This window comes from Acidimicrobiales bacterium (assembly GCA_033344915.1).
Lineage (GTDB): Bacteria > Actinomycetota > Acidimicrobiia > Acidimicrobiales > Aldehydirespiratoraceae > JAJRXC01.
The window spans coordinates 3206362-3230290 of the sequence record JAWPML010000001.1 but is presented as its reverse complement, the minus strand read 5'-3'; the positions used below and the strand labels follow the sequence as shown (position 1 = coordinate 3230290).

29 protein-coding genes are annotated in these 23929 nt (G+C 69.6%); 13 read left to right on the top strand and 16 right to left on the bottom strand.

The window, feature by feature from the left end; all coding sequences use genetic code 11:
* The first annotated feature begins 8 nt into the window (after nucleotides 1-8).
* Together serS and R8F63_15500 are read left to right on the top strand one after the other, a co-directional pair.
* Complete coding sequence (gene serS, locus R8F63_15505) at nucleotides 9-1298, top strand: serine--tRNA ligase (protein ID MDW3220020.1); 1290 nt, start codon at nucleotides 9-11, stop codon at nucleotides 1296-1298.
* Between the two features lies 1 nt (nucleotide 1299).
* On the top strand, nucleotides 1300-1938 hold the full coding sequence (locus R8F63_15500; GenBank protein ID MDW3220019.1) for a methyltransferase domain-containing protein: 639 nt from the start codon (nucleotides 1300-1302) through the stop codon (nucleotides 1936-1938).
* Nucleotides 1939-1990: 52 nt separating this feature from the next.
* On the opposite strand, the gene R8F63_15495 is transcribed toward R8F63_15500, so the two are convergent.
* Together R8F63_15495 and R8F63_15490 are read right to left on the bottom strand one after the other, a co-directional pair.
* Nucleotides 1991-2311 carry a CrcB family protein gene (locus R8F63_15495; GenBank protein MDW3220018.1) on the bottom strand — a complete coding sequence of 107 codons (321 nt, stop codon included), beginning with the start codon at nucleotides 2309-2311 and terminating at the stop codon, nucleotides 1991-1993.
* On the bottom strand, nucleotides 2308-2667 hold the full coding sequence (locus R8F63_15490) for a CrcB family protein (GenBank protein ID MDW3220017.1): 360 nt from the start codon (nucleotides 2665-2667) through the stop codon (nucleotides 2308-2310). The genes R8F63_15495 and R8F63_15490 overlap by 4 nt, the downstream gene beginning before the upstream one ends.
* 22 nt (nucleotides 2668-2689) lie before the next feature.
* Between R8F63_15490 and pdxH the strand changes: the two genes are divergently transcribed.
* Nucleotides 2690-3322, top strand: coding sequence for a pyridoxamine 5'-phosphate oxidase (gene pdxH / locus R8F63_15485; protein ID MDW3220016.1), 633 nt, complete (start codon nucleotides 2690-2692; stop codon nucleotides 3320-3322).
* A 62-nt stretch (nucleotides 3323-3384) separates the two neighbouring features.
* On the top strand, nucleotides 3385-3786 hold the full coding sequence (locus tag R8F63_15480) for a hypothetical protein (protein ID MDW3220015.1): 402 nt from the start codon (nucleotides 3385-3387) through the stop codon (nucleotides 3784-3786).
* On the opposite strand, the gene R8F63_15475 is transcribed toward R8F63_15480, so the two are convergent.
* The 6 genes from R8F63_15475 to R8F63_15450 all read right to left on the bottom strand — a co-directional run bounded on the left by R8F63_15475 (nucleotide 3783) and on the right by R8F63_15450 (nucleotide 8030).
* A complete protein-coding gene (locus R8F63_15475) occupies nucleotides 3783-4715 on the bottom strand; it encodes an LLM class F420-dependent oxidoreductase (protein MDW3220014.1) in 933 nt (310 codons plus the stop codon). The two genes, R8F63_15480 and R8F63_15475, sit on opposite strands and share 4 nt — an antisense overlap.
* 38 nt (nucleotides 4716-4753) lie before the next feature.
* Nucleotides 4754-5359 carry a poly-gamma-glutamate hydrolase family protein gene (locus R8F63_15470; protein ID MDW3220013.1) on the bottom strand — a complete coding sequence of 202 codons (606 nt, stop codon included), beginning with the start codon at nucleotides 5357-5359 and terminating at the stop codon, nucleotides 4754-4756.
* Nucleotides 5331-6449: a cytochrome c biogenesis CcdA family protein gene (locus tag R8F63_15465; protein MDW3220012.1), complete on the bottom strand. Its 1119-nt coding sequence runs from the start codon at nucleotides 6447-6449 to the stop codon at nucleotides 5331-5333. Before R8F63_15465 ends, R8F63_15470 begins: the two co-directional genes overlap by 29 nt.
* A complete protein-coding gene (locus R8F63_15460; protein ID MDW3220011.1) occupies nucleotides 6449-7015 on the bottom strand; it encodes a TlpA disulfide reductase family protein in 567 nt (188 codons plus the stop codon). Before R8F63_15460 ends, R8F63_15465 begins: the two co-directional genes overlap by 1 nt.
* A 278-nt stretch (nucleotides 7016-7293) precedes the next feature.
* The gene (locus tag R8F63_15455) at nucleotides 7294-7707 is read right to left on the bottom strand and encodes a WhiB family transcriptional regulator (protein MDW3220010.1); all 414 of its coding nucleotides are present in this window, start codon (nucleotides 7705-7707) and stop codon (nucleotides 7294-7296) included.
* Between the two features lie 167 nt (nucleotides 7708-7874).
* Nucleotides 7875-8030, bottom strand: coding sequence for a hypothetical protein (locus tag R8F63_15450; GenBank protein MDW3220009.1), 156 nt, complete (start codon nucleotides 8028-8030; stop codon nucleotides 7875-7877).
* Between the two features lie 172 nt (nucleotides 8031-8202).
* Here R8F63_15450 and R8F63_15445 point away from each other — a divergent pair, with 172 nt between their 5' ends.
* The gene (locus tag R8F63_15445) at nucleotides 8203-8949 is read left to right on the top strand and encodes a thioesterase (protein ID MDW3220008.1); all 747 of its coding nucleotides are present in this window, start codon (nucleotides 8203-8205) and stop codon (nucleotides 8947-8949) included.
* Here the strand turns inward: R8F63_15445 and R8F63_15440 are convergent.
* Both R8F63_15440 and orn read right to left on the bottom strand, forming a co-directional pair.
* Nucleotides 8946-10025 carry an MBL fold metallo-hydrolase gene (locus R8F63_15440; GenBank protein MDW3220007.1) on the bottom strand — a complete coding sequence of 360 codons (1080 nt, stop codon included), beginning with the start codon at nucleotides 10023-10025 and terminating at the stop codon, nucleotides 8946-8948. The genes R8F63_15445 and R8F63_15440 overlap by 4 nt on opposite strands.
* 9 nt (nucleotides 10026-10034) lie before the next feature.
* Complete coding sequence (gene orn, locus R8F63_15435; GenBank protein MDW3220006.1) at nucleotides 10035-10583, bottom strand: oligoribonuclease; 549 nt, start codon at nucleotides 10581-10583, stop codon at nucleotides 10035-10037.
* Nucleotides 10584-10637: 54 nt separating this feature from the next.
* On the opposite strand from orn, the gene dut reads away from it, so the two are divergent.
* Nucleotides 10638-11075: a dUTP diphosphatase gene (gene dut / locus R8F63_15430; GenBank protein MDW3220005.1), complete on the top strand. Its 438-nt coding sequence runs from the start codon at nucleotides 10638-10640 to the stop codon at nucleotides 11073-11075.
* A 27-nt stretch (nucleotides 11076-11102) separates the two neighbouring features.
* On the opposite strand, the gene R8F63_15425 is transcribed toward dut, so the two are convergent.
* Nucleotides 11103-11507 (bottom strand): hypothetical protein, encoded by a 405-nt coding sequence (locus R8F63_15425; GenBank protein ID MDW3220004.1) that lies wholly within the window; start codon nucleotides 11505-11507, stop codon nucleotides 11103-11105.
* A gap of 53 nt (nucleotides 11508-11560) precedes the next feature.
* Here R8F63_15425 and R8F63_15420 point away from each other — a divergent pair, with 53 nt between their 5' ends.
* From R8F63_15420 to R8F63_15405, 4 genes are read left to right on the top strand one after another with little or no spacing between them, the layout of a single operon-like run.
* Complete coding sequence (locus tag R8F63_15420) at nucleotides 11561-12082, top strand: DUF4031 domain-containing protein (protein ID MDW3220003.1); 522 nt, start codon at nucleotides 11561-11563, stop codon at nucleotides 12080-12082.
* A gap of 41 nt (nucleotides 12083-12123) precedes the next feature.
* Nucleotides 12124-13359, top strand: coding sequence for an aspartate kinase (locus R8F63_15415; protein ID MDW3220002.1), 1236 nt, complete (start codon nucleotides 12124-12126; stop codon nucleotides 13357-13359).
* Between the two features lie 22 nt (nucleotides 13360-13381).
* Nucleotides 13382-14212 carry an SDR family oxidoreductase gene (locus R8F63_15410; GenBank protein MDW3220001.1) on the top strand — a complete coding sequence of 277 codons (831 nt, stop codon included), beginning with the start codon at nucleotides 13382-13384 and terminating at the stop codon, nucleotides 14210-14212.
* Nucleotides 14209-15348 (top strand): serine hydrolase domain-containing protein, encoded by a 1140-nt coding sequence (locus R8F63_15405; protein MDW3220000.1) that lies wholly within the window; start codon nucleotides 14209-14211, stop codon nucleotides 15346-15348. Before R8F63_15410 ends, R8F63_15405 begins: the two co-directional genes overlap by 4 nt.
* Before the next feature lie 22 nt (nucleotides 15349-15370).
* Here R8F63_15405 and R8F63_15400 read toward each other — a convergent pair whose 3' ends face one another.
* On the bottom strand, nucleotides 15371-16411 hold the full coding sequence (locus R8F63_15400; GenBank protein MDW3219999.1) for a hypothetical protein: 1041 nt from the start codon (nucleotides 16409-16411) through the stop codon (nucleotides 15371-15373).
* Between the two features lie 203 nt (nucleotides 16412-16614).
* On the opposite strand from R8F63_15400, the gene R8F63_15395 reads away from it, so the two are divergent.
* Nucleotides 16615-16980 carry a nuclear transport factor 2 family protein gene (locus tag R8F63_15395; protein MDW3219998.1) on the top strand — a complete coding sequence of 122 codons (366 nt, stop codon included), beginning with the start codon at nucleotides 16615-16617 and terminating at the stop codon, nucleotides 16978-16980.
* A gap of 1 nt (nucleotide 16981) precedes the next feature.
* The gene (locus tag R8F63_15390; protein MDW3219997.1) at nucleotides 16982-17422 is read left to right on the top strand and encodes a hypothetical protein; all 441 of its coding nucleotides are present in this window, start codon (nucleotides 16982-16984) and stop codon (nucleotides 17420-17422) included.
* 33 nt (nucleotides 17423-17455) lie between these two features.
* On the opposite strand, the gene R8F63_15385 is transcribed toward R8F63_15390, so the two are convergent.
* Both R8F63_15385 and R8F63_15380 read right to left on the bottom strand, forming a co-directional pair.
* Nucleotides 17456-17869, bottom strand: coding sequence for a VOC family protein (locus R8F63_15385; GenBank protein MDW3219996.1), 414 nt, complete (start codon nucleotides 17867-17869; stop codon nucleotides 17456-17458).
* A 38-nt stretch (nucleotides 17870-17907) separates the two neighbouring features.
* Complete coding sequence (locus R8F63_15380; GenBank protein MDW3219995.1) at nucleotides 17908-19680, bottom strand: amidohydrolase family protein; 1773 nt, start codon at nucleotides 19678-19680, stop codon at nucleotides 17908-17910.
* Between the two features lie 112 nt (nucleotides 19681-19792).
* Between R8F63_15380 and R8F63_15375 the strand changes: the two genes are divergently transcribed.
* Nucleotides 19793-22321 carry a glycoside hydrolase family 3 N-terminal domain-containing protein gene (locus R8F63_15375; protein ID MDW3219994.1) on the top strand — a complete coding sequence of 843 codons (2529 nt, stop codon included), beginning with the start codon at nucleotides 19793-19795 and terminating at the stop codon, nucleotides 22319-22321.
* 16 nt (nucleotides 22322-22337) lie between these two features.
* On the opposite strand, the gene R8F63_15370 is transcribed toward R8F63_15375, so the two are convergent.
* Complete coding sequence (locus R8F63_15370) at nucleotides 22338-23123, bottom strand: hypothetical protein (protein ID MDW3219993.1); 786 nt, start codon at nucleotides 23121-23123, stop codon at nucleotides 22338-22340.
* A 57-nt stretch (nucleotides 23124-23180) separates the two neighbouring features.
* Entirely contained in the window at nucleotides 23181-23735 is a 555-nt protein-coding gene (locus R8F63_15365) for a hypothetical protein (GenBank protein MDW3219992.1), read from the bottom strand.
* Between the last annotated feature and the right edge of the window lie 194 nt (nucleotides 23736-23929).

The following is a 23929-nucleotide window of genomic DNA, read 5'->3' as shown; positions in this document are numbered from 1 at the left end:
GTCTTCGCATGCTCGACATCAAGCTGATCCGCACCGATCCCGATGCCGTGAAAGCGGCCATCGCGCGGCGGGGCGAATCGACGGCGGCCATCGACGAGGTCATCGGGCTCGACACCCGCATGCGGGCCATCGGCACCGAGCGCGACGACATCCGCGCCGAGGTCAAGCAGATCTCCAAGCAGGTCGGCGCGCTGCACAAGGACGGCCGGGCCGACGAGGCGAGCGAACTCCAGGCGACCAGCCGCGAGCTGGGTGAGAGGGAGAAGGCGCTCAGCGACGAGGCCGACGCGCTCCAGGCGCAGATCCGCTCCCTGTTGCTCACGGTCTCCAACATGCCGTCGCCGGACGCGCCCGACGGGCTGACCGAGGACGACAATGTCGAACTGCGCGTCGAAGGGTTCGATCCGGCGAGCTACGCCCCGCACCAGCGGGTGCCGCACTGGGACATCGGTGAGGAGCTCGGCATTCTCGACGTCGACCGCGCCGTGCGCATGTCCGGCTCGATGTTCGCGATGTACCGCGGGGCGGGTGCCCGCCTGCTGCGGGCGCTGATCAACTACGGGCTCGACCGCAATCGTGATGCGTTCGAAGAGGTGCGGCCGCCGACGGTGGTGAAGACCGAGACGATGATCGGCACGGGCCATCTCCCGAAGTTCGCCGACGACGCCTACCACCTCGAGCGCGACGACCTGTGGGCCATTCCCACCGCCGAGGTGCCGCTCACGTCGATGGTCGCGGGCGAGATCCTCGACGAGGGCGATCTGCCGTTGCGGCTCATGGCCCACACCTCGTGCTATCGCCGCGAGGCGGGTTCGGCGGGCAAGGACACGCGGGGTCTGCTGCGGGTGCACGAGTTCGACAAGGTCGAGCTCTACGCGTTCTGCACACCGGACCAGGCCGAGGCGATGCACGGGCAGATCCTGGATCGGGCGGAGGGCGCGATCCGCGACCTCGGGCTCGCCCATCGGGTCCTCGATCTGGCCTGCGGCGACATCAGCGGAGCCGGCGCCCGCACCTACGACATCGAGGTCTACGCGCCCGGCGCCGACCGCTGGCTCGAGGTCTCGTCGGTCAGCTGGTGCACCGACTACCAGGCCCGGCGGGCGAACGTCCGCTACCGACCGGCCGAGGGCAAGGGCACCGAGTTCGTGCACAGCCTCAACGGATCCGGGCTCGCCGTTCCCCGGGTCTGGGCGGCGATCGTCGAGACCGGTCGCCAACCGGACGGCTCGATCCGTCTGCCCGAAGCGCTGCATCCCTACCTCGGCGACATGACCGAGATCCCGGCAGTCGGCTGACGTGTCCGGCCCCGTCGAATGGCTCCCGGACGCACCGGGGACGGATCGTGACCTGCCCGTGTTCGGGTCGACCCATCCGATGCGCGACGTCACCCGCCGCGTCGCGTTCGACCGCGAATGGAACGCGGAGACGCGGGCGAGGGTCGCCGACATGTTCAACTCGATGGCGCCGGCCTGGCACGCTGATCACGACACCCCGGCCCGGCGGGCGGCGATCGCCGACGCCCTGGAGCGCGGCGCGGTCATCCCCGGACCGATCCTGGAGCTGGGCTCGGGTTCCGGCGTCGGCACCCAGGAGCTGGTTGACCACGGCTGGACCCCGGTCGTCATGGACCTCGCGATCGAGATGTTGCGCCACGCGCCGGACGGCCTCGCGCCGAAGGTCCAGGGTGACGCGTCGGCGCTGCCGTTCCGGTCCGGCGCGGCGCCTGCCCTGCTGCTCGTCAACATGCTGTTGTTCCCCGACGAGGTCGATCGCGTACTCGCCGCCGATGGCCCGCTGATCTGGGTGAACACCCTCGCGGAGGAGACGCCGATCCACCTGCCGGCGCAGGACGTGGTGGCCGCCCTGCCCGGGTCCTGGACCGCGACCGCGGGACGAGCCGGTACCGGCGCGTGGTGCGTCGCCCGGCGCGTCTGACGGCACCGGGCCTCGTCCGCGTCGGGGAGCCGGGCGATCGTCTCGGCGCCCTTCACCCCATCTTCAGGCCGAGCCACGCGGCGGCGACGCCCCCGATGATCGACACCGCGCCATAGCGCAGGGCCCGTTCACGGTCGGTGCGCACGAGTTCGGCGATCTGTGACATCAGGGTGGACCAGGTGGTGAGGGCGCCGAGTCCGGCCACGCCGACGACCGTGCTCGTGCCGGTCGACTGACCCACGAGCAGGCCGAGGATGAACGAGCCGAGCGTGTTGGCGACCATCGTGCCGCCGAGTCGCCCGAGGGCACCGCCGAGATACCAGCGGGCCCCGGCGCCGATGCCCGCAGCCACGACGAAGCCGACGACGATCATGCCGCCCACCGGCTGGTCATGACGCCGCCCAGGAAGGCGAGGAGCCCGAGGACAACGGAGAAGAGGGTCACGCCGAGCCCGTCGACGACCTTGCCGTCGTCGAGGCGCATCGCCACTTCCACGGCGAAGGTCGAGAAGGTGGTCAGCCCGCCGCAGAACCCGACGCCGAGGAGCAGATTCCGCGTGGCGTTGCTGTGGAGGATGCCCTGGGTGACCGCGCCGAGGATGCCGGTGCCGATCGTGTTGACGATCAGCAGGGTGAGGATGCGGTCGTCGATGATCTCGCCGGCGAGCCAGCGGACGGACGCGCCGGCCACCCCACCCACAGCCACAACGATGAACGCTCGCCGGTCCACAGCCGCACCGTAGGCTGCCGACATGGATCTTGCCGCGATGCGGGAGCAGTACGGCCTCGCCGGCCTCGACGAATCCGACCTGGCGGCGACGCCGATGGCGCAGTTCCAGGAGTGGTTCGATGCCTGGGCGTCGACGAATCCCTTCGATGCGAACCTGGCGACCGTGGCCACCGTGGGCGTCGACGGCTGGCCGTCATCGCGCGCCGTGCTGGTGAAGGGCGCGGACGAGCGGGGACTCGTCTTCCACACGAACCGCAACTCGGCGAAGGGCGTGGCGATCGCCGCGTCCGGCCGCGCCGCGCTGACCTTCGTGTGGCGCGAGATCGAACGCCAGATCCGCGTCGTGGGGGATGTCGAGCACCTGCCCGACATCGAATCGGACGCCTACTTCGCCTCGCGGCCGCGCGGCGCCCAGATCGGCGCGTGGGCGAGCGATCAGTCGGCGGTCCTCGCCTCGCGCGACGAGCTCGAGACCCGCTGGTCCGAGACCGAGGCCCGGTTCCCCGGATCGGTTCCCCGACCGCCCCACTGGGGCGGCTACCTGATCCGACCGCGATCGATGGAGTTCTGGCAGGGACGGCCGAACCGGCTGCACGATCGCCTGCGTTATCGCCGCCGCGACGACGGCTGGATCATCGAGCGCCTCGCACCCTAGACGCTCAGGAATCGTCCGAATCCGTCGATGGAGCCTGAAACGGCGGACCAGGAGGTCGACAGATGCGTCGTGTAGCCAGATTGCTCGCGGTGGTGGCGGTGTTCACGCTGCTCGCCACCGGTTGTTTCGGAGACGACGGCGGTGACGCCTCGGTAGGCCCCTCCGACACCGTCGATGACGACACGACCGGCCCCACGGTCAGCACCGATGACGGCGTGGTCGATTCCGACGACGGGGTCGACGACTGTGGCCAGGGTCAGGCGTGGCCCGACGACCCGGACTTCCGGGAGGCGGTGTGTCGTCCCTTCATCGCGATGCTCGACCTCATGGGCGGCGACGTCTCCGGCGTTCCCGAGTGGAGCGAACGCATCTCTGCGGCGATCCTGGGCTATGCGGACGACCGGGCCGGATCGCTGGCCGAGCTCAACGCCGTGACGGCCGAGATCGAGGCCGCGGTCGGCTAGTCCAGCAGCGGGGCGACGGCGGCCGCGACCAGGCGAATGTGGTCGAGGTCCGTGTCGTCCAGCACCTGGAGATAGACCCGGGTCGCGCCCTCCGCGGCGAGGCCACGGAGCTTGTCGGCGCACTCGGCCGGCGTGCCGGCGACGCCGTTCTCCCGAAGTTCGTCGACCTCGCGCCCGATGGCGGCAGCCCGTCGTTCGATCTCGCCCTCGTCCTCCCCGCAGCAGAGAACCTGCGCCGTGGAGAAGGTCATCGACGCGGGATCACGATCCTGGGCTTCGCACGCGGCCCGGACGACATCGGCGAAGGCCGCGTAGATCCCGCTCGGCGGGAACGGCAGGTTGAACTCCTGGGCGTAGGTCGCGGCGAGCCGCGGGGTGCGTTTCGGCCCGTAGCCGCCCATCACGATCGGTGGGCGCGGGGCCTGGGTCGGCACCGCGAGGGCCGGCGACCCGTCGATCGTGTAGTGCTCGCCCGAGAAGGAGAAGGTCTCACCGATCGGCGTCTCCCACAGACCGGTGATGATCGCGAGCTGTTCCTCGAGCTGGTCGAAGCGGTCACCGATCGCGGGGAACGGGATGCCGTAGGCGCGGTGCTCGTCCTCGAACCAGCCGGCACCGAGCCCGAGTTCGACGCGTCCGGCTGACATCTCGTCGACCTGGGCCACGGCGATCGCCAGCGGGCCCGGCAGCCGGAAGGTGATCGGGGTGACCAGGGTGCCGAGCCGGAGCCGTTCGGTGTCGCGGGCCAGGCCGGCGAGAGTCGTCCACGCGTCGTTGGGGCCGGGCAGGCCGTCGCCGTCGCCCATGTTCAGATAGTGATCGGACGTGAAGAACGCGTCGAAGCCGAGGGCCTCGGCCTCCTGGGCGAGGGCACGGAGACGGGCGTAGGTGGTGCCCTGTTGCGGCTCGACGAAGATGCGGAGGTCCATCCGGCGAGGCTACTGCGACCCGGTTCGCGCCGACGCCGTCATGCCGCCCAGCTGTCGACGGCACCGCTGAGCACGTCGATGAGCTGCTCCACCTGCGGGGCCCGTCCCGTCCCCTGCCAGTCCGACCACTCGGCCTCCTCGCGGTTCCAGCGGGTGGTCGGCGGGAGCTCGATCTGCAGGCCGGCCTGGATCGGGAGGTTGACCGGGTTGGCCGGATGCTGGCCCCGGAGCCCCCGCGGAATCTCCTCGAGATCGTCGATCACCCCGAACCGGTCGTCGATGCCCTGGCGCAGATGGTCACCGACGTGCGCCGCGAGCTCGCGGTTGCGGCCGCCGAGCAGGAGGTCCCAGAAGCGGTCCTCGCGGCCGTATCCGTGGATGGCGATGACGATGTCGACGTGTTCGATGAACGAACGCAGCGCGGTCGAGTGCTCGGGGTCGAACGCGGTCGACGGCACGTGCCGGCGTAGCGGCGGGGCCTGGACGACGGCGTAGAGGGAGCTGTGGGTGCGGGCCGCGATCTCCGCCGCGATGACGTCCGTGCACCGCTCGAGGTTGCCGCCGTGGAACGCCATGATCCCGAACGACCCACGCAATTCGCAGATCTCGGTGACCTCAGGTCGCGCCAACAACTCCCGGAGCATGCTGCGGACGATACCGATCGACGCGGCGCCACACGATCCAGGCGACGAGGGCGACGAACAGGATCTCCAACGGGACCCCACCCCGGGCCGGGTCGGTGAACCAGTGGCCGATGCGAGCCGGCCATCCGGCCACGAAGCGAACGAGCGGGAGGAACACGAAGTCGAAGCCGTTGGCGACCTCGATCAGCAGCACTGTGCCCCAGAAGATGATGAGGATGCCGAGGCGCTTCGCCGCGTCCGCCACGTCGTCGCGCCAGGCGACCATGAGCGCCCCGAGGATGCCCATCAACGAGAGGACGCCGATGCGTTCGGTGGTGGTGGTCTCGATCCAGACGGTGGTGGCGGTCTGGAGCTCCTCGACCTGGTCGACGAGCAGATTGCCGGCGGTCACGTTGCCGTCGATCAGCACCCGATAGTCCCAGATGCCGAAGTCGATCATGTAGATGCCCGCCAGCACGAGCAGCGCGCCCGACACCCGGCCGATGTAGGGGAGCAGCCGGCGCATGCTCACCGCCACGTTCGACTTCGCGAGCGCGAGGCTCATCGTGAGGAAGGTGATGACCAGGCCCATGCCGGCCGCGTAGGCCAGGAAGTTGCCGGTGCCGCGGGCGATGCCGTCGCGGGTGAACGAGTCGCTGATGTTGATGATGAAGATGCCGACGGTGCAGCCGAGCGACACCACGGCGTAGCTCACGCCGAACATGAACACGGAGCCGAGGTCCCGGCTGCCGGTGCCCTTGTTCATCTTCGGCAGCGGCAGGACGATGTCGCGGCCCATCAGCATGGCGACGCCCATCGGCACCATGAGCACGCCGACCGCGATGATCACGTAGGGCACGTAGTCGAGCACGGTGCCCTGCGAGAGGACGGTGGCGGTGAGGAGCCCGAACGAACCGAAGACGGCGACGAAGCCGAGCGACATCACCCCGCCGACGGCGAGGCCGCGGACCACGGTGGTCAGGCGGGACTGGTCGTGGTGCTTGCTCTCGATCCCGAGGAAGTACGACAGGTAGGCGGGCAGCATCGCGAAGCCGCACGGGTTGAACGCGGCGAGCAGGCCGAGGCCGAAGGGCCACGCGAACTCACCCATCAGAGGAGATCCTCGTCGATCCGGTCACGGAGGCTGTCGTCGTCGAGCACGCCGGACCACACCCGCTGGACGTTGCCAGCGGCGTCGACGAACACGGTCGTCGGCATCGAGAGTCCCTGGAAGTGGGCGTAGAGCTCCTCGGACGGATCCCAGCCGACGTCGTAGGTCACCCCCGTCGTGGCAACGAGCTCCAGGGCGTCCGCCGGGTCCTCGTCGATCGAGATGCCGAGGAACGTGACCTCGTCGGCGAACTCCGCGGAGATGCGCTCGAAGGCGGGCATCTCCTGAACACAGTTGACGCACCACTGGGCGAAGAAGTTGATGACGAGAGGCTCGCCGAGGTACTGGTCGAAGCCGACCGGCTCGTTGTCGAAGGTGGCGAACTCGAGCCCGCGGGTGCTGCCGTCTCGCACGTCGACCTGGATGTCGTCGATCGACGGCGCGAGCCCGTTGTCGCCGAGGTTGATCGTGTTGCCGGCGTCGCCGTCGTCGCTGCAAGCCGCGGCGAGCAGCGTCAGGGCGATGAACGTGGCGATGATCCGGGGGAATCGCATCGGGAGCTCCACAGGGAAAACGGTACCGGCCCGACACGGCCGGACTGCGGTCGGCGGAGAAACCCGCCGAACGCCCCTGTGCTTCCCCACAACCGAACACAAGCTGAGACGCCGGGGTCAGAGTCCCGTCCCACCTCGTCGGTGCCTCGAGGGCACGACGTTGCCTGGGGTGGGACGGGACTCGGAGTCCGTGTCCCACCCCAGGGCGTCGTGTCGGTGACGAAGCCGGGGCTCGCGTGAAGCCGTTGCCCGGGCCTGGGGGAGGTCACCGAAGGGGGAGGAGGCCCCGGTCAGGCGGTCAGCGGCTCGGCCTGGGCGACCAGGTGGGCCGGGACCGGCACGACCGGCATCTGGTCCTCGGGACGAGCCACCTTCGGCGGCCGGCCCCGACGACGCTTGATGGTCAGCATCTTGCCGTTCATGAAGAGCTGACCGCCCCAGACACCCCAGGGCTCACGCCGGTCCAGGGCCCCCTCGAGGCACGGTGCGAGCACCGGGCACTCGGCGCAGACGCGCTTCGCGGCGGCGATCTCACCGATGTCCTCGCTGAAGAACAGGTCAGCGGCGTTGTCGACCGATCGGCAGGCCGCGAGGGCCTCCCAGTCGTTCGTGTCGTGTCGCATGTGGTGTTCCATGGCGAGGTCCTCATTGGTGAGACTGGTCGTCTCGAGGGTGGTGGTCGTGATGTCGACGAGGGGTCCCATGACCTCGTCTCCTTCCGGGTTGTCAGTTGTTGTCTTGTTGTTGTGGCGGTGGTTGTTGTTGTCTCGGCGGTCAGGTCGGGGCTCGGCGTGTGCATCCGGGCCGAAAAGCAGAAAGACCGCCAGATGTCTGGCGGCCTCGGTGCGGTTCTCCCTTTTTGGGGTGGGTTTCACCCGGGAGGAGCGCCAGAGGGCCGCTGGTTGCCAGACGGCTTCGTGACAAAGGCCCACGAGGTCGCAATGGCAAGACCGGTCGTCGCATACACACGCGTGCGCGCATCGACGGCCATGCCGTTGAAATGCTCGTTGCACATGATCGTGTCCATGACGACTCCTGATCGCGGCCGGTCCTTCCGGCGGCTGCCACGGTCGCGGACTATCCCGCGGCCGTCAACTGATTAATCGGCATTTTCTCCGGCTTTTCGACCCGATCGCGTTCCCGCGGTCGCCGACAGGGTGGTTTTCCCTTCCAATTGCAGGGAACTACGGTGCCGGGCGATGGCTGAACCGGGTGCGGCAGAAATCACCGAACGGCCGACGAACGGGCGCGTCTTCGAGACGGGTCGCCGGATCCGGCTGGCCGATGTCGACCCCACCGGCCGGTGCCGCCTGGACGCGCTCGTGCGCCATCTCCAGGACATCGCCCGCGACGACGCCGCCGACAGCACGATGGCGAATCCGAACAACTGGGTCGTGCGACGCACGCTCGTCGAGGTGCACCGTGCCCCCGTGTTCGAGGAGTGGGTGGACCTGGCCACCTGGTGCAGCGGCTACGGCGGACGCTGGGCGGAGCGGCGCACGCAGCTGCGGGGCGATCAGGGCGCCCATGCCGAGGGGTGCACCGTCTGGGTCCACGTCGACGGTGAGACCGGCCGGCCGGCCAAGTTGCCCGAGGCGTTCTTCGACACGTGGGGGGCCAGCGCCGGTCAACGCCAGATCTCCGCCCGCACGACCCTGCCGTCCGCCTGGCCCGAGGGCGTGCACGACGATCCGTGGCCCGTCCGTTTCGCCGATCTCGACGTCCTCGGCCACGTCAACAACGCGGCCCAGTGGATGGCGGTCGAGGAGGCACTCGACCGCGCCGGCGTCGATCGGGAGGCGTGTCGTGCCGAACTCGAACACGGCCCGGGGGTGGAGCGCGGGACGGAGGTCCGGTTGCGTTGGCAGCCGGTCGACGGCGGTGTCGACACATGGCTCACGACCGACGGTGTCGCCGGGAGCGTCGCTCGCGTCCGCCCCCTCTAGGCAGCAGGGAGCGTGAAGCGCAGGAGGCCGTCGTCGTCGCGTCGCGTGGCCGCCTCGCCGATCACCCGCAGATGCTCGAGATGGGCGTAGGTCTCCGACGCCGCCATCTCCCCCCACGACCGCTCCTTGAACAGCACCTTCATCCACGCCTGGACCGGCGCGTCGATGTTGTCCTCCGCGGCGTCGCGCAGGATCTGCAGGCGATCGTCGTGGTGCTCGCGGATGTGGGTGCAGCGCCCGGCGAGGTCCTCGAACGGATGGCCGTGGGCAGGGAGCGCACAGGTGAGCCCCGGCAGCGCCGCGACCTTGTCGAGTGACGCGAAGAACGTGGCGAGCGGGTCGTCGACCTCGGTCGATCCGGCGATGTGGGGCGTGATGGTCGGCAGGACGTGGTCGCCGGCCAGGAGGACACCGTGCTCCGGGTCCCAGAGGCAGAGATGGTCGATGGTGTGACCCGGGGTGTGGACCGCGAACCAGTCCCGTCCGGCCAGGCGCACGGCCTCGTCGTCCGCGACGCGTACGGTCGGCTCGGGCCCGCGGAAGCGCTTGTGGCCCCCCTCGCCCATGACGATCCACCGGCGGATCGCCTCGTCGGGCGGCGGCTCGCGGCGGGTGCCCCACGGCGTCGGCTCGAACTCCTCGAAGCGACGCTTCCAGATCTCGAGCAGTTCGTCCTCGCTGGCGTCCAGGAGATCCATGTCGATGTCGTCGTTGGCTTCGGTGACCATCGAGCGGAAGGACTCGTGGGTCAACACCTCGGCGCCGGCGTCCTCGTGGAGCTGGTCCGCGCCCCCGAAGTGGTCCGGGTGCGAGTGGGTGACGATCGCCGTGTGGACCCGCGCCAGCGGGATCCCCGCCGTCTTCAGCCGCCGCATCAGCGCCTCCCACGACTCCGGACCGGGGAGGCCCGGGTCGACCAGGGCGAATCCGTGCTCGTCCTCCAGGGCGTAGGTGTTGACGTGACCGAGCCCGGGCATCGAGATCGGCAGCTGCATGCGCAGGATGCCGGGCGCGACTTCGGTCACCTCCTCGGAGGCGGGTTCCTGTTCTTGTTTGCGGTACACGGGTTCGGGCACCCGGGCACCCTATTGGGATGACGCGGAACTCACGAAAAGGGCGGCGCGATAGTGACGGAGCTCGTCGAGGCTCTCGCGGATGTCGTCGAGCGCCCGATGGCCCGCCGCCTTCTTGGGGGCCGACGCGAACGCCTCGGGATGCCAGCGCCGGGCGAGTTCCTTGAGCGTCGACACGTCGACGGACCGGTAGTGCAGGAACTCCTCGACATCGGGGAGTTGCTTCGCGAGGAAGCGGCGATCCGTGCCGATCGAGTTGCCGCACAGCGGCACGCTGCGGGGCTCGTCGATGTGCTCGCGGAGAAAGGCGAGGGTCTGCGCCCCGGCTTCTTCGAGGCTGATCGTGGAGGCGGTGATCTCCTCGAGGAGACCGCTACGGGTGTGCATGTCGGTGACGAAGTCGTCCATGTGGGCGAGCTCGTCCGCGGTCGCGTGGACGATCAGGTCGGGGCCCTCCGCGACGATGTCGAGATCGTCGTCGGTCAGCAGCGTGGCGATCTCGACGATCGTGTGGCGGTCGGGGTCGAGCCCCGTCATCTCGAGATCCATCCAGGCGAGCATCGGGCCAGGGTAGACGGCGAGCCGGCCCGACCGTTGGCTCGCTAGGGTGCGGCCGTGATCGACCTGCCCGTCCTGCGTCTCGACCCCGAGCTTCCGCTGCCGGCCTACGCGAAGTCCGGCGACGCCGGTGTCGATCTGGTTGCGCGGGAGACCGTGGTGCTCGCCCCCGGCGGTGGTCGGGCCGTCGTGCCGACCGGCATCGCGATCGCGCTGCCGGAGGGCTACGCCGGGTTCGTGCAGCCGCGCAGCGGTCTCGCCGCGAAGCACGGGGTGACCGTGCTCAACACGCCCGGCCTGGTCGACAGCGGCTATCGCGGGGAGCTGAAGGTGTGCCTGGTCAACCTCGACCCGGACACGCCGTTCGAGATCATGCGGGGGGAGCGCATCGCGCAGCTCGTCGTGCAGGCGGTGGCCGATGTCGCCTTCGTCGAAGTCGAGGTGCTGGACGACACGGAGCGAGGCGAGACCGGGTTCGGGTCCAGCGGCCGCTAGGCGATCGCCGTGAGCGCCGCCGCGCCGTCAGTCGTCGTCGGTGGTCGGGGTGGGCGTCTTGCAGAGCCGCAGCCAGCCGTGTTCGGGGTCGATGTCGTAGTCGTCGACGAGCCCGCCGGCGATCGCATCGAATCGGTGCACGGCCGCCTCGCTGACGACGCCCGTGGTGCCGCGGGTGGCCTCGAGCTCGAACCGGCCGTCGTCGACGCGGAACACCACGTCGATGTCGACCTCGGGCGACTCGGTGTCGTCATCCAACCCGTCGAGCAGGACGATCATCGCCTCGTCGATGGCGAGGCGGAGATCGTCGATCTCGCCGAATCCCATGCCCTGACGGAGGGCGAGCGCAGCCGCGCCGACCCGGACGATCCGGGCGTAGGGCGCGCGCGCCGGCACCCGCAGCAGGATCTCGCTCGCGTCCGCATCGACCACGAGCGAGAGTCTTTCACGGACCCGACGCCGGACGGCGCCGGTACGGTGCCCGTGTGGCGATCCTGGTGGACGAGGCGCGATGGCACTGGCGGGGGACCCGCTGGGCCCACCTCGTGAGCGATGCGTCCTACGCCGAACTGCACGAGTTCGCCCGTGGTCTCGGCAAGCGTCGACTCGGTTTCCAGGGAGACCACTACGACGTCGACGTGATCGACCGGGGTCGCGCCGTCGATCTCGGTGCCGTCGTGGTCGACAGTCGCACGCTCGTACGCCGGATCCGCGATGCCGGCCTGCGCAATCGGCAGGACAAGCCGCAGTGGGTCCGGGTCGCGGCGTGGCCGGCGGGCGAACGCCTGCTCGTCCACGAGCTCCCGCTCGACTTCCGCGACGCGTTCGACGCGGCCCGACTCGACCTCACCGCACCGGTCGTGGCGTTGTTCGAGGAGCCGCGGCGGCGGGCGCTGCTGGTCGATCTTCCTCCCGGAGTCGCGGTCGACGACGTCCATCCCGATCTGATCGTGGGCGGCCTGCGCGTCGACGGCTCCCGCAGCGTCGAGATGTTCGTTTCTCGCTGAAGTCCGCGGGGGTCCGGCGGGCGCACCGGTACCCTTTTGCCGTGGCCCTGTACGTCCAGAAGTTCGGTGGCACCTCGGTCGGTGATCCGGATCGCATCCGCGAGGTGGCCGATCATGTCGCGCGCTGTCGGCGTCGGGGCGACGAGGTCGTGCTCGTCGTGTCCGCGATGGGCAAGGAGACCGACGAGCTGCTGCTGCTCGCCGAGCAGGTGTCCACGTCGAAGCCGGGGCGGGAGATGGACATGCTGATCACCGGCGGCGAGCGCAAGGCCTGCGCCCTCGTCTCGATGGCCTTGCACGACCGCGGGATCGAGAGCGCGTCCTTCACGGGCAGCCAGGCCGGATTCAAGACCGACACCTCGCACCGCAACGCCAAGATCCTGGACGTCAACCCGTATCGAATCCGCGACGCGCTCGACGCCGGCAAGGTGCCGGTGGTCGGCGGATCCCAGGGCGTGTCGACCGACAACGACGTCACGTTCTTCGGCCGGGGCGGATCGGACACCACGGCGGTCGCGCTGGCCCATGCGCTGGGGGCGGACGCCTGCGAGCTCTACACCGACGTGCCCGGCGTGTTCACGACCGATCCCCGGCTCGTGCCCGACGCCCGCAAGATGGATCACATCTCATTCGACGAACTGCTCGAGATGACCGCCACCGGTTGTCCGAAGCCGGCCATGCGGTCGGTCGAGCTCGCCCGGTCCTACGGAGTCACGCTGCACGTCCGCAGTGCGTTCTCCTGGGTGCCGGGAACCTGGGTCACCGAGGAGGCCTCCATGGAACGCGCCATCATCTCGGCGATCACCCACGACACGTCCGAGGCGAAGATGACCGTCTCGGGGGTGAGCGATCGCCCCGGCGTCGCCGCGCTGCTCTTCCGGCGGCTCGCCGATGCGGAGGTCAACGTCGACATGATCGTGCAGAACGTCTCGGCGGAGGGGCGTACCGACATCAGCTTCACGCTGCCCCACGAGCAGGTCCAGGTCGCCGAGGACGCGGTGACCTCCATCACCGACCAGCTGGGCGCGGACGCCGTGATCGCGGACGGCGACATCGCCCGGGTGAGCCTCATCGGCGCCGGCATGCAGACCAACCCGGGTGTCGCAGCGACGATGTTCGAGACGCTGTCCGGCCACGACATCAACATCGAGATGATCTCCACCTCGGCGATCCGCATCTCGTGCGTGGTGCGCGAGGCGCAGGCGGAGGACGCCGTCGCCGCTCTGCACGCGGCCTACGAGCTCCACAAGGCTCCCGAGGATCGCATCGACGTGTGACCCGCGCCTAGCGTCGGGCGAGATGACACGACCCACCGCTCTGGTGACCGGCGCGAGCCGGGGCATCGGCAAGGCCACGGCCATCGCGCTGGCGGGTGCCGGGTTCGACGTCGCGATCTCGGCCCGGACGATGGTGGACGGCGACCGACGGCTCGAGGGCGACGAATCGGTGGTCGTGCCCGGCGGGCTCGACACCACCGCGGCCGCGATCGAGGCGGCCGGCGGGCGAGCCGTGCCCGTCTTCATGGACCTGCTCGACCGGTCCTCGGTCGTCGCCGCGGTCGCCACCGCGCACGCCGAGCTCGGCCCGCTCGACGTGGTCGTCAACAACGCGATCTACCAGGGTCCCGGCGCGATGATCGAGTTCCTCGATCTCACCGACGACATGCTCGCGAACCTGTTCGAGGGCAACCTCTTCGCCCAGCTCGCCGTCGTGCGAGCGGTGCTCCCCGGCATGGTCGAGGCCGGTGGCGGCACGATCGTCAACATCATCTCGGCGACCGCCCGGGCGACGCCGACGAACCGGATCGGTCAGGGCGGATGGGGGATGGGGTACGCGATGACGAAGGCCGCCTTCGAGCGGGTCGCGCCCCTCCTCGAGGTCGAGCACCGCGACGACGGCATCCAGGCGTTCAACATCGATCCCGGGCACGTGCCGACCGAACGACAGATCGCGTCCGGCCGGGCGAAGCAGTACGAGAACAACTTCACCCCCGGCACGCCGGCCGGGATCGGTGCGGCCATCGCCTGGGTGTGCACTCACCCGGACGCCGCCGCGTTCCGGGGACGCACCGTCCACGCGCAGGAACTGGTCCGCGATCGCGACCTGCTGGCGAACGAGGAGACGACATGACCGAGATCCACGGGCACTGCGATCCGGTGTGGGCGGGCGTGCGCGACGGTTTCGCGAAGAACTTCGCCGAGGGTGACCTCGGTGCCTCTGCGTGCGTGATCGCCGGTGACGAGATCGTCGTCGACCTGTGGGGCGGACACCGTGACCTCGCGGCGACGCAACCCTGGGAACGCGACACGATCGTCAACGTCTGGTCGACCACGAAGATGATGGCGGCGCTCTGCGTCCTCGTGCTCCACGACCGCGGCGGGCTCTCGGTGGACGAACCCGTCGCCACGTATTGGCCCGAGTTCGGGGCCAACGGGAAGGAGGGCGTGCTCGTGAAGCACGTCCTCAGCCACACCGCGGGAGTCGCCGGCTACGACGAGCCGATCACCGAGGAGCAGATCTACGACACGCCGTTCTGTGTCGAACGGCTGGCCGGCCAGGCGCCCTGGTGGGAGCCGGGCACGGCGTCCGGGTACCACTCGTCGACCCAGGGCCCACTGCTCGGGGAGATCGTCCGCCGGGTCGACGGCCGCTCGCTCGGCACGTTCTTTCGCGACGAGATCGCCGGCCCGCTCGACGCCGACTTCCACATCGGCACCCCCGACGCCGCGTTCCCCCGGATCGCCGAGATGCGTACGGACGAGATCGACGTGTCCGTTCCCGCCGGCGACGGATTCGCGGCGAGGGTCGGCCGCGGGGAGCCGTCCCACGCGTCCATGGTCAACTCGGATCGCTGGCGCCGCTTCGAGCAGCCGGCGAGCAACGGACACGGCAACGCCCGGTCCGTCGCCCGCATCGTGTCGTGCCTCGCCCGGGGCGGCGTGGTCGACGGCCATCGCCTGCTCTCGCCGGCGACGATCGAGCGCTGCTTCGAGGTGCAAGCGGACGGCACCGATCTCGTCCTCGGGCTGCCGACGAGGTTCGGCATCGGGTTCGGGCTGCCGTCGGAAGGCATGCCGATGGGCGTCAACGACCGCACCCTGTTCTGGGCCGGCTGGGGCGGATCGTTCGCGGTCGTCGACGTGGAAAACGAGATGACGGTCGTCTACGTGATGAACCGGATGCAGGACGGCACGGTCGGCGGCACGCGTTCCGCCCGGGTGATCTTCGCGGCGCACGCCGCGGCCGAGGCCCGGCGAGGCGCCTGACGGGGCTCGCCTGACGCGACGGTCAGATGTTCGTCAGCGGATGGTTCACGTCGACGAGCCCGCGTTGGGCGAGATCGAGCGTCGGCTTCGCCGGCTGGTGCCACAGCGGCGGCTCGTTGTAGCCAAACGCCGCGGCGGCGCCCTCGTCGGCGATCCGGGCCTTCTCGCGATGCTTGAGGACGGCTGCGAGCGACACGAGGCCCATGCCGACCAGGCCGACGATCGCGGCCGGGGCGAGAAGCCTGATGGTCATCGCCCGCACGCCGATCTCCACGGTGCGGTAGCCGGACAGACTGCCGGCGACGTAGGGCCCGCCGACCGCGATGAGTGCGCCCACGAGGCCGCCGATGAGCAGCGATCGGCCGATCCACGCGGCGGCGCGATGCCGATGGGGGTGCACGGCGACGCCGAGCGGTAGCAGAAGGGTGCCGAGGAGCAGTGAGAACTGGACACGGTCGGCGAGCGCAGCCGCCCAGCTGAAATCGGGGAACGCCGAGGCGTCGATCATCCAGAGCGTCGCATCCGGTGGGATGATCGCGCCGAGGCGGGGCGACTCCCGCTCGACGACGGCGAGCACGGCGAGGGAGATCGGTTGGAGGTCGAGGTCGGCGTCGGTCGACTCGATGAGCACGCGCCCATGGGCTTCCTCGACGAGGGCCTGCAGCTCGGTCCGCACGGTCGGGTCGTCGAGCACGGTCAGCGCGATGCGGTTCGCTTCGGCGACCACGTCGAGGTCGTAGACAGCGGCGATCGCGGTGAGGTCCTGACCGACGAGGCCCTCTTCGATGCCGGCGGCGACCTGCGCTTCGAGTTCCGCCCGGGCCGCCGGGTCGTCCAGCGTCTCCTCCAACGCGGCCACGAGCGGGTCGGAGTCGAACACGAACGTGCGGAGTCCGGCGACGAGGCCGGCCAATCCGAGCGAGGTGAGCCCGACGAGCAGGCAGAGGCTGGCGGTGAAACTCCGGCTGAGACGCCGACCCTTCGTGGGCCGTCGATCGGGGCGACTGATCGGCCGGTCGAGGTAGACGCTGCCCGTGTTCTGCCGGTCCAGATGCTGGCGCATCGAGCCCACCTCCGATCCCTTTCCGGCCGGTCGCCTCGCTGACGACACCTGTCGGCCCCCATGTCTTCGGACCGGATCGCCCGGAGGTGTAGCGGAACGTGGCCGCGGACAGGGGGCCGTAGGACCCAACTTCCCCCGGTGGTCTGGGTCGAACGGCCCACCTAGGGTGCCCAGGACGAGATCCACCTCCGAAAGGACCACGAATGACCGCCGAGAACCGAGCCGTCGTGCAGTCGCTCGCCGATGCCTGGGCCGCCCAGGACATCGACGCGATCATGGATCACTTCACCGACGACATCGTGTACCACAACATGCCGATGGAGCCGGCCGAGGGTCGGGAGGCCGTGCGGGAGGCGATCGAGGGCTTCCTGGCGATGGCGGATTCGATCCTGTTCGAGACGCGCAACGAGGTGTCCGACGGTGATCTGGTGCTCAACGAGCGGGTCGACACCTTCGTGATCGGGGGAAACCCGACCCCGATCGAGGTGATGGGCACGTTCGAGCTGCGGGACGGCAAGATCGCCCGCTGGCGCGACTACTTCGACATGAGCGGGCTGACCGGAGGCTGACATGGCCGACTCGATCGTGATGACGAAGGAGGAGCGCGAGACGTTCCTCGCGGATCTCCACACCGGCATCGTGTCCATTCCCGAGGAGGGACGGGGGCCGGTGACGGTGCCCATCTGGTACCGCGTCGACGACAACGGCGACGTCCTCATGCTGACGCCGGCCGACTCCCGCAAGGGGCGCCTGTGCGACGTCGGTACCCGCATCTCGCTGTGCGCGCAGGACGAGTCGATGCCACCGAAGTACGTCTCCGTGGAGGGCCCGATCGTCGCGCGCGACGAGGGCACCGTCGCCGAGGCGACCACCATGGCCGTGCGCTACCTCGGTGACGAGATCGGCGCGGCGTACATCGAGGCCACCCGCGGCGAGGGCGCCCACGACGAACTCCTCATCCGCCTCCGCCCCGAGCGCTGGTTCTCCGGCGATTTCGCCAAACGCTTCTGAGAAAGTACGCCGGGGTCAGACCCCAATACTTTCTCAGAAGAACTGGTCGAACATGAGGAGGTTGCCGTCGGGATCGCGCACGAGGATGTGGGCCGGGCCCTCGGCCGACTCCGTCCGGGCCTCGAGTGCCACGCCGGCGTCTTCGAGGCGCTTCTCGATCACCCGGACGTCGGTGAAGTCGGCGACCGGCTCGGGCATCGCATCGCCGCCTTGGTCGATGGACGTCTGGGCGAAGTCCTGACCGAGTCCGGGATTGAACGTGAGGATCGTCTCCTCGATGTGGCCCGCGAACAGGCCGATGACCGTCGTGCCGTTGGCCAGCATGCGGTAGCTGTCATCGCCGCCGAGCGCGGTGAAGCCGAGCTTCTCGTAGAAGGCGATGGACGCGTCGAGGTCCTGGACCTGCAGCGAGACGGAGAAGCAGCCGAGTTCGAGGGATTCGCTCATGACGCGAACCTACTCACACGGCCGAGGTGAAGCGGGGGTCAGACCCCAGGTGAAGCGGTGACGGTTTCGGTGTCGATGCCGGAGCGGAGGACCTTGCCGGGGATCGCGCCGGTGGCCTCGCCGTCGGCGACGGCGACCACGCCGTTCACGAGGACGCGTTTGATGCCGGTGGCGGTGCTCCAGAGTCGCTTGGAGTCGCCCGGCAGGTCGAAGACGAGCTCCACGTCCGTCGCACCGATCGTCTCCGGATCGAACACGACGATGTCCGCGTGCCACCCCTCGGCGATCCGGCCCCGCTCGGTGAAGCCGAACAGACGGGCGGGCACCTCGGTCATGTGGCGGATCGCGTTCTCCATCGAGGTCAGCTGGCGGCCGTGCAGGCAGTCCTGGATCCACGCCGTGGTGTACGGCGCCCCGGCCATGCGGTCCAGATGGGCACCGGCGTCGGAGCCGCCGATCATCACCGCGTCGTGCTCCCAGGCCTGCGCCCGGAGTCGCCACGACTCGGGGTCGTCGTCGGTGGGCAGCGGCCACCACACGGTCTTCAGGTCGTCCTCGAGCGCGATCTCCACCATCGTGTGGAAGGCGCGCTTGCCCCGCTCGCGGGCGATGTCGCCCACCGTGCGGCCCTTGAGCCCCTCGTTGGCCTCGGAGAACGTGTCGCCGACCATGTAGTTGTCCCAGCCGGTCAGCCGGGAGAACACGCCGGCCTCGGGCCGCGCCGCCTGGTTCTCCAGCCAGGTCACGACCTCCGGGTCGCGGAACTTCTCCATCCGGTCCTCGATGGACATGTCGAAGTAGTCCATCCACCCCGGCAGTTGGAACAGGGCGCAGAACGTTCGCAGGCTCATGTTCATGCCGACGAGGATCGGCATGGTGAGGGCGACGACCCGGGCGCCCTCGGCGTTCGCCTTCTCGCAGGCGGCGATCTGATTCTGGTAGGCCTCCGGACGGGCGGAGTCGATGGTGAGGACATTCCAGTTGATGGGCCGGTCGGCGGTCACCGACATCTTGGTCATCAGCTCGACCTCGCTGTCGTCGAAGCCGCTGAGGCAGCCGTCGGCAACCCATTCGAGCGTGGTCCCCTCGTGCTGGGCGGTCTCGTCGCAGAGTTCGAGCACCTCGTCCCAGGCCGCCCAGCGGCTCGGCACCGGCTGACCGTCGGCGTCGGAGTGGGTGAACGAACGGCCCGTCGAGAAGCCGAACCCGCCGGCCTCGATCGACTCCTTGAGGAGCTGGCGCATCTCCGCGATCTGCTCGGGCGTGGCCTCGTGGCCGACCGAATCGTCCTTCATGACCATGCGGCGCAGGGCGCAGTGACCGACCATGAACGCCACGTTGATCGCCGTGCCGGAGTCGGCGACGCGATCGAGGTACTCGCCGAAGCTGTTCCAGTTCCACGGCACGCCGATCTCGAGCGCCTCGAGGGCCATGCCCTCGACCTTCGTCATCATGTGCTTCAGGTACTCGCCGTCGCTCTCGTCGCCCAGCGGCGCGAGCGTGAAGCCGCAGTTGCCGGCGACCATCGACGTCACCCCGAACAGGTTGGAGGGCGTGGCGTGGGGGTCCCAGAAGAGCTGGGCGTCGTAGTGGGTGTGGGGGTCGACGAAGCCGGGGCAGACGACCATGCCGGTGGCGTCGATCGTCTCCGTGGCGTCCTCGGTGACCTCGCCGACGGCGACGATGCGCCCGTCGCGCACGCCGATGTCGGCTTTGACACCGGCGGCGCCGGTGCCGTCGACCACGGTGCCGCCCTTGATGATGACGTCGAGCATGTTCGGGGTTCCTCCGTTGCCAGAACTGCCGTTCATCGTATGACCCACCGACGGTTTCTGACGAGTTGTCAGGTTTGAACCGTGCGGAAGGTGTTGCGGTGTCGGACACCAGATGTCGCGCCGAGACGGTGCGGACTACGTTCGGCGGATGAGCGAACGCATCGACGCCCTCCTGGCCGACATGGACCTCGACGACAAGGTCGCAGCGGTCACCGGTCACGACATGTGGCACACCCGGCCCAACGAGAAGCTCGGCATCCCGAAGATGAAGGTCACCGACGGTCCCAACGGTGCCCGCGGCGACGGGTTGATGGGCACTGGGGCCAGGACGGCGTGCATCCCGTCGGGCGCGGCGCTCGGGTCCACCTGGGATCCGGATCTGGTCGAGAAGCTGGGATCGCTGCTCGGCGAGGAGGCGGCGGCCAAGAGGGCCAGCGTCCTGCTCGCACCCACGATCAACCTGCACCGCTCGCCGAAGGGTGGCCGCAACTTCGAGTGCTACAGCGAGGATCCGATCCTGACCGGCCGGCTGGCCGCCGCGTTCGTGCGCGGGGTGCAGGCGCAGGGCGTCGCCACCACGGCGAAGCATTTCGTGGCCAACGATTCGGAGTTCGAGCGCAACTCGATCGACACCATCGTCGACGAGCGCACCCTGCGGGAGATGTACCTCGTCCCGTTCGAGCACGCGGTGAAGGACGGTGGCGCGTGGGGGATCATGAGCGCATACAACCGCCTGAACGGCACGTTCTGCTCCGAACACGAGTGGCTGCTCACCACCGTGCTGCGCGACGACTGGGGCTTCGACGGCTTCGTCGTGACCGACTGGTTCGCGGCCCGCTCGACGGCCGAGATGGCGAACGCCGGTCTCAGCCTGGAGATGCCCGGCGAGGGCCGGTTCTACGGCCCCCACCTGAAGGCGGCCGTGGAGGCGGGGGACGTCTCCGAGGACGCGCTCGACGCGATCGTGCTCGACGTCCTGCGAGTCATGGAGCGGACCGGCGCGCTCGACGGCGACGGCGACTTCACGGAGGGCACACTCGATCGCCCCGAGGATCGCGAGCTGATCCGGGCCGCGGCCGCCGCCGGTTCGGTGCTGTTGCGCAACGACGGCACACTCCCGCTCGATGTTGCCTCACTCTCGAAGGTCGCCCTGATCGGGCCGAGCGCGTTCAACGCGAAGACGATGGGCGGCGGTTCGGCGAAGGTGAACGCCTATCGGGCGACGTCACCGCTCGAGGCGTTCACCGAGCGTCTCCCGCACGCGGAGGTCGTCTGGGAGAAGGGCAGCGACATCGATCGCACCACACCGTCGATCGCCCGACCGCTGCTCCGGGGGACGGCGCGGCTCGAGTACTACGACGGCCACTTCCATCAGGGCGATGTGCTCGCGGAGCGGGAGACGGGGGACCTGTCGATCCTCGCGTTCGGCGCGCCGACCCCCGGCGTGTCCGCCGAGGCGTACTCCCTCATCGCGCGAGCGACGGTGGTCCCGACGATCACCGGCCCCCACGAGTTCCGTCTCGTCCAGTGCGGCCGGGCTCGGGTGCTCGTCGACGGCGAGGCCGTCCTCGACGCCACGGAGGGCGAGTACGAGCGCGGCGGCGACTACTTCGGGATGGGCACGGTCGAGATCCCGGCGGCGATCGAACTGGAGGCCGGCACGCCGGTCGAGGTCGTGGTGGAGTACTCGAGCCGTGACTCCATGCTGCTGTCCGGGTTCAAGCTCGGCCTGATCGCGATGGTCGAGGAGGACCTGCTCGGCCGGGCGGAGGCGCTGGCGGCGACGAGCGACATCGCCGTGGTGGTCGTCGGCACGAACGACGACTGGGAGACCGAAGGTCGCGACCGCGAGCTGTGGGAGTTGCCAGGTGACCAGCCGGAGCTCATCCGGCGCGTGAGCGCGGCCAACCCGAAGACGGTCGTGGTGCTCAACGTCGGCGCGCCGCACGACATGAGCTGGATCGACGATCCGGCGGCGGTGCTCAGCGTCGGCTTCGGTGGCCAGGAGCTCGGCGACGCGGTCGTCGACATGCTGCTTGGCGACGTGGAGCCGTCCGGCCGGGCGCCCACCACGATCGGGGCGCGCTACGAGCATTTCGGCGCGTACCCGAACTACCCGGGCGACAACAGCGTCGTTCGCTACGGCGAGGGCGTGTTCAGTGGCCATCGGTTCCACGACGCGATGGCGATCGAGCCGGCGGTGCCGTTCGGCTACGGACTCGGCTACACGACGTTCTCGATGTCGGCGCCCCGGGCGGCCGCCCAGGCTGCACCCGGCGACACCATCACGGTCGAGGTCGATGTCACCAACACGGGTGACCGAGCCGGATCCGAGGTCGTGCAGGTCTACGTCGAGCCGGTTGATCCGGTGATCGCGCGCCCGGTCCGCGAGCTGAAGGGCTTCCGGAAGGTGACCCTCGAACCGGGCGCGACCGAGACGGTGACGATCGAGCTCGAGGCGCGGGCGTTCGCGTACTACGACGTCGGCGACCCGATCTGGGACGAGCTCCAGGAGGGAATGCCGGTTCCGGCCGACGGCGACGGCCTCCATCGCCAGGAGCCGGGTTGGTGGGTGGACGCCGGCGACTACGTCCTACGCGTCGGCAGGTCGTCGCGCGACTTCGCCGGTGCCGCGACCGTCACCCTCGACGGCGAGGCCGCCAAGCTCCCCAACTGACAGCGTGAAGCGGGGGTCAGACCCCAGGTGAACCGGGTGAAGCGGTGAAGGAGAGGAGGTTGTGGGTGACCACGGCGTCGTCGGCGCCGCGGTCGAGGACCTTCACGGCGGCGGCGTGGGGGCCGACGGGATCGACGACGGCGTCGAAGGGGCCGACGCGGCCCATGGTCACGTAGCGGACGTCGAAGCCCGTCGTGACGAGCGGGCCTGCCTCGGCCTCCAGGATGCGCAGGGCGGCGAGTTCGGCGAGCAGGGCGGACACGCCACCCTGGAGGATGCCGGCCGGGTTGAGCAGCTGCGGACCCAGCTCGACCGTCAGCCCCCGCGACGTCTCCTCGGCGCCCAACAGCTCGGCGAGGGGCGCCTCGGGCGCGGCCGCCCACGACATCGAGTCGATCGGGAAGTCGGGCCGGGGCGGATCCTGGGGCCGACGGGGGAGGCGGATGAACGTCGAGACGGCGGTCGCCGTGGCCCCGCCCGTGTCGTCCACCAGCGGCAGGTCGATCGAGACGGTCCGACCGGCGCGCTGCACGACCGGACGGCCCCGGAACTCGGCCGACGTCCCGGGCGAGCGTCGGACGCCGATGTCGACGGTGAAGCTCCAGTCGTCCTCGGACGCGAGCTCGGCCGCGTAGCCCGCACCGACGTCGGCGAGCATCACGAGACAGGCACCGAGCGCGATGCCGCGATGGCTGCGCTCCGGGGTGACCTCGAGCCAGCACTCGGGCTCGCCGTCGACGAGTCGCATGTGTGCGCCCATCTGCGAGGGCAGGGAACGGGGGCCGGTCGGGATGTCCGTCACGGCGACGCAAGCTAGCGGCGTCGGGCCACGCCGGTGAAGTCGGTCAGGCGGTGTCGATCAGGCGCGGACGGTCTGCCAGCGTTCGGCGCGGCGGAACCCCATGCCGACGCCGATGAGCAGCGTGCCGAGCATCGTGGCCAGCATCACCTCACGGGGGCCGGTGTCGGCGAGGTCCTCTTCGACGACCGTGGTCCCCAGGACCTCGACCTCGGGTTCGGTCGTCTCGCTGTCGTCCATCTTCGGGGTCACCACCTGCATGACCTCGTGCTCGCGAGCTTCGTCACCGACATAGACCGTGATCCCGTCCTCGGGGATCTCCCAGGCGACCACGATGGTGGCGTTGCCGTCGCCATCGGTGACCGCGACCTCGACCTCGGCGATGTCGCAACCCGACGCGCCCAGATCGAGCTCCTCGCCCTCGGCCGGTGTCTGACAGGGAACCGCGTAGATCGCCGTGTCGGGCGCGAAGTCGGTCACGGTGATCGTGAGCTCGGCCAGGCCGATCTCGGGTTCGGCCGGCACGATGTCGAGATCCGCCGCCAGCGCCATCCCGGCACCCACAGCGCCGACACCGATCGCCGCAATCGTCACGGTCGCAAGGAAACGCCGCATTTTCAGTCCTCCAACGCAGGTCCGCATGTGCGGAACATGGTCCCACTCGCCTCGCGGGATACCACGCACAGTAGCGAACAGATGACCAGTTGTCACGGTCTGTGGTCGGGAACGAACGGGCTGTGGTCGGCGTTGAGTCAGCGTAAGGTCGTTCCCGACCAGTTGATCGCGACCTTCGCGTCGCACGAGGAGTC

What these genes read in the sequence shown, in the direction of transcription:
- R8F63_15400 (MDW3219999.1), bottom strand. Translation starts at nt 16,411, where the DNA reads ATGCGCCAGCATCTGGACCGGCAGAACACGGGCAGCGTCTACCTCGAC.
- R8F63_15385 (MDW3219996.1), bottom strand. Translation starts at nt 17,869, where the DNA reads ATGAGCGAATCCCTCGAACTCGGCTGCTTCTCCGTCTCGCTGCAGGTC.
- serS (MDW3220020.1), top strand. Translation starts at nt 9, where the DNA reads ATGCTCGACATCAAGCTGATCCGCACCGATCCCGATGCCGTGAAAGCG.
- R8F63_15475 (MDW3220014.1), bottom strand. Translation starts at nt 4,715, where the DNA reads ATGGACCTCCGCATCTTCGTCGAGCCGCAACAGGGCACCACCTACGCC.
- R8F63_15365 (MDW3219992.1), bottom strand. Translation starts at nt 23,735, where the DNA reads ATGCGGCGTTTCCTTGCGACCGTGACGATTGCGGCGATCGGTGTCGGC.
- orn (MDW3220006.1), bottom strand. Translation starts at nt 10,583, where the DNA reads ATGCTCGCCTGGATGGATCTCGAGATGACGGGGCTCGACCCCGACCGC.
- R8F63_15445 (MDW3220008.1), top strand. Translation starts at nt 8,203, where the DNA reads ATGGCTGAACCGGGTGCGGCAGAAATCACCGAACGGCCGACGAACGGG.
- R8F63_15455 (MDW3220010.1), bottom strand. Translation starts at nt 7,707, where the DNA reads ATGGGACCCCTCGTCGACATCACGACCACCACCCTCGAGACGACCAGT.
- pdxH (MDW3220016.1), top strand. Translation starts at nt 2,690, where the DNA reads ATGGATCTTGCCGCGATGCGGGAGCAGTACGGCCTCGCCGGCCTCGAC.
- R8F63_15410 (MDW3220001.1), top strand. Translation starts at nt 13,382, where the DNA reads ATGACACGACCCACCGCTCTGGTGACCGGCGCGAGCCGGGGCATCGGC.
- R8F63_15395 (MDW3219998.1), top strand. Translation starts at nt 16,615, where the DNA reads ATGACCGCCGAGAACCGAGCCGTCGTGCAGTCGCTCGCCGATGCCTGG.
- R8F63_15450 (MDW3220009.1), bottom strand. Translation starts at nt 8,030, where the DNA reads ATGGACACGATCATGTGCAACGAGCATTTCAACGGCATGGCCGTCGAT.
- R8F63_15405 (MDW3220000.1), top strand. Translation starts at nt 14,209, where the DNA reads ATGACCGAGATCCACGGGCACTGCGATCCGGTGTGGGCGGGCGTGCGC.
- R8F63_15465 (MDW3220012.1), bottom strand. Translation starts at nt 6,449, where the DNA reads ATGGGTGAGTTCGCGTGGCCCTTCGGCCTCGGCCTGCTCGCCGCGTTC.
- R8F63_15390 (MDW3219997.1), top strand. Translation starts at nt 16,982, where the DNA reads ATGGCCGACTCGATCGTGATGACGAAGGAGGAGCGCGAGACGTTCCTC.
- R8F63_15380 (MDW3219995.1), bottom strand. Translation starts at nt 19,680, where the DNA reads ATGAACGGCAGTTCTGGCAACGGAGGAACCCCGAACATGCTCGACGTC.
- R8F63_15470 (MDW3220013.1), bottom strand. Translation starts at nt 5,359, where the DNA reads ATGCTCCGGGAGTTGTTGGCGCGACCTGAGGTCACCGAGATCTGCGAA.
- R8F63_15480 (MDW3220015.1), top strand. Translation starts at nt 3,385, where the DNA reads ATGCGTCGTGTAGCCAGATTGCTCGCGGTGGTGGCGGTGTTCACGCTG.
- R8F63_15375 (MDW3219994.1), top strand. Translation starts at nt 19,793, where the DNA reads ATGAGCGAACGCATCGACGCCCTCCTGGCCGACATGGACCTCGACGAC.
- R8F63_15495 (MDW3220018.1), bottom strand. Translation starts at nt 2,311, where the DNA reads ATGATCGTCGTCGGCTTCGTCGTGGCTGCGGGCATCGGCGCCGGGGCC.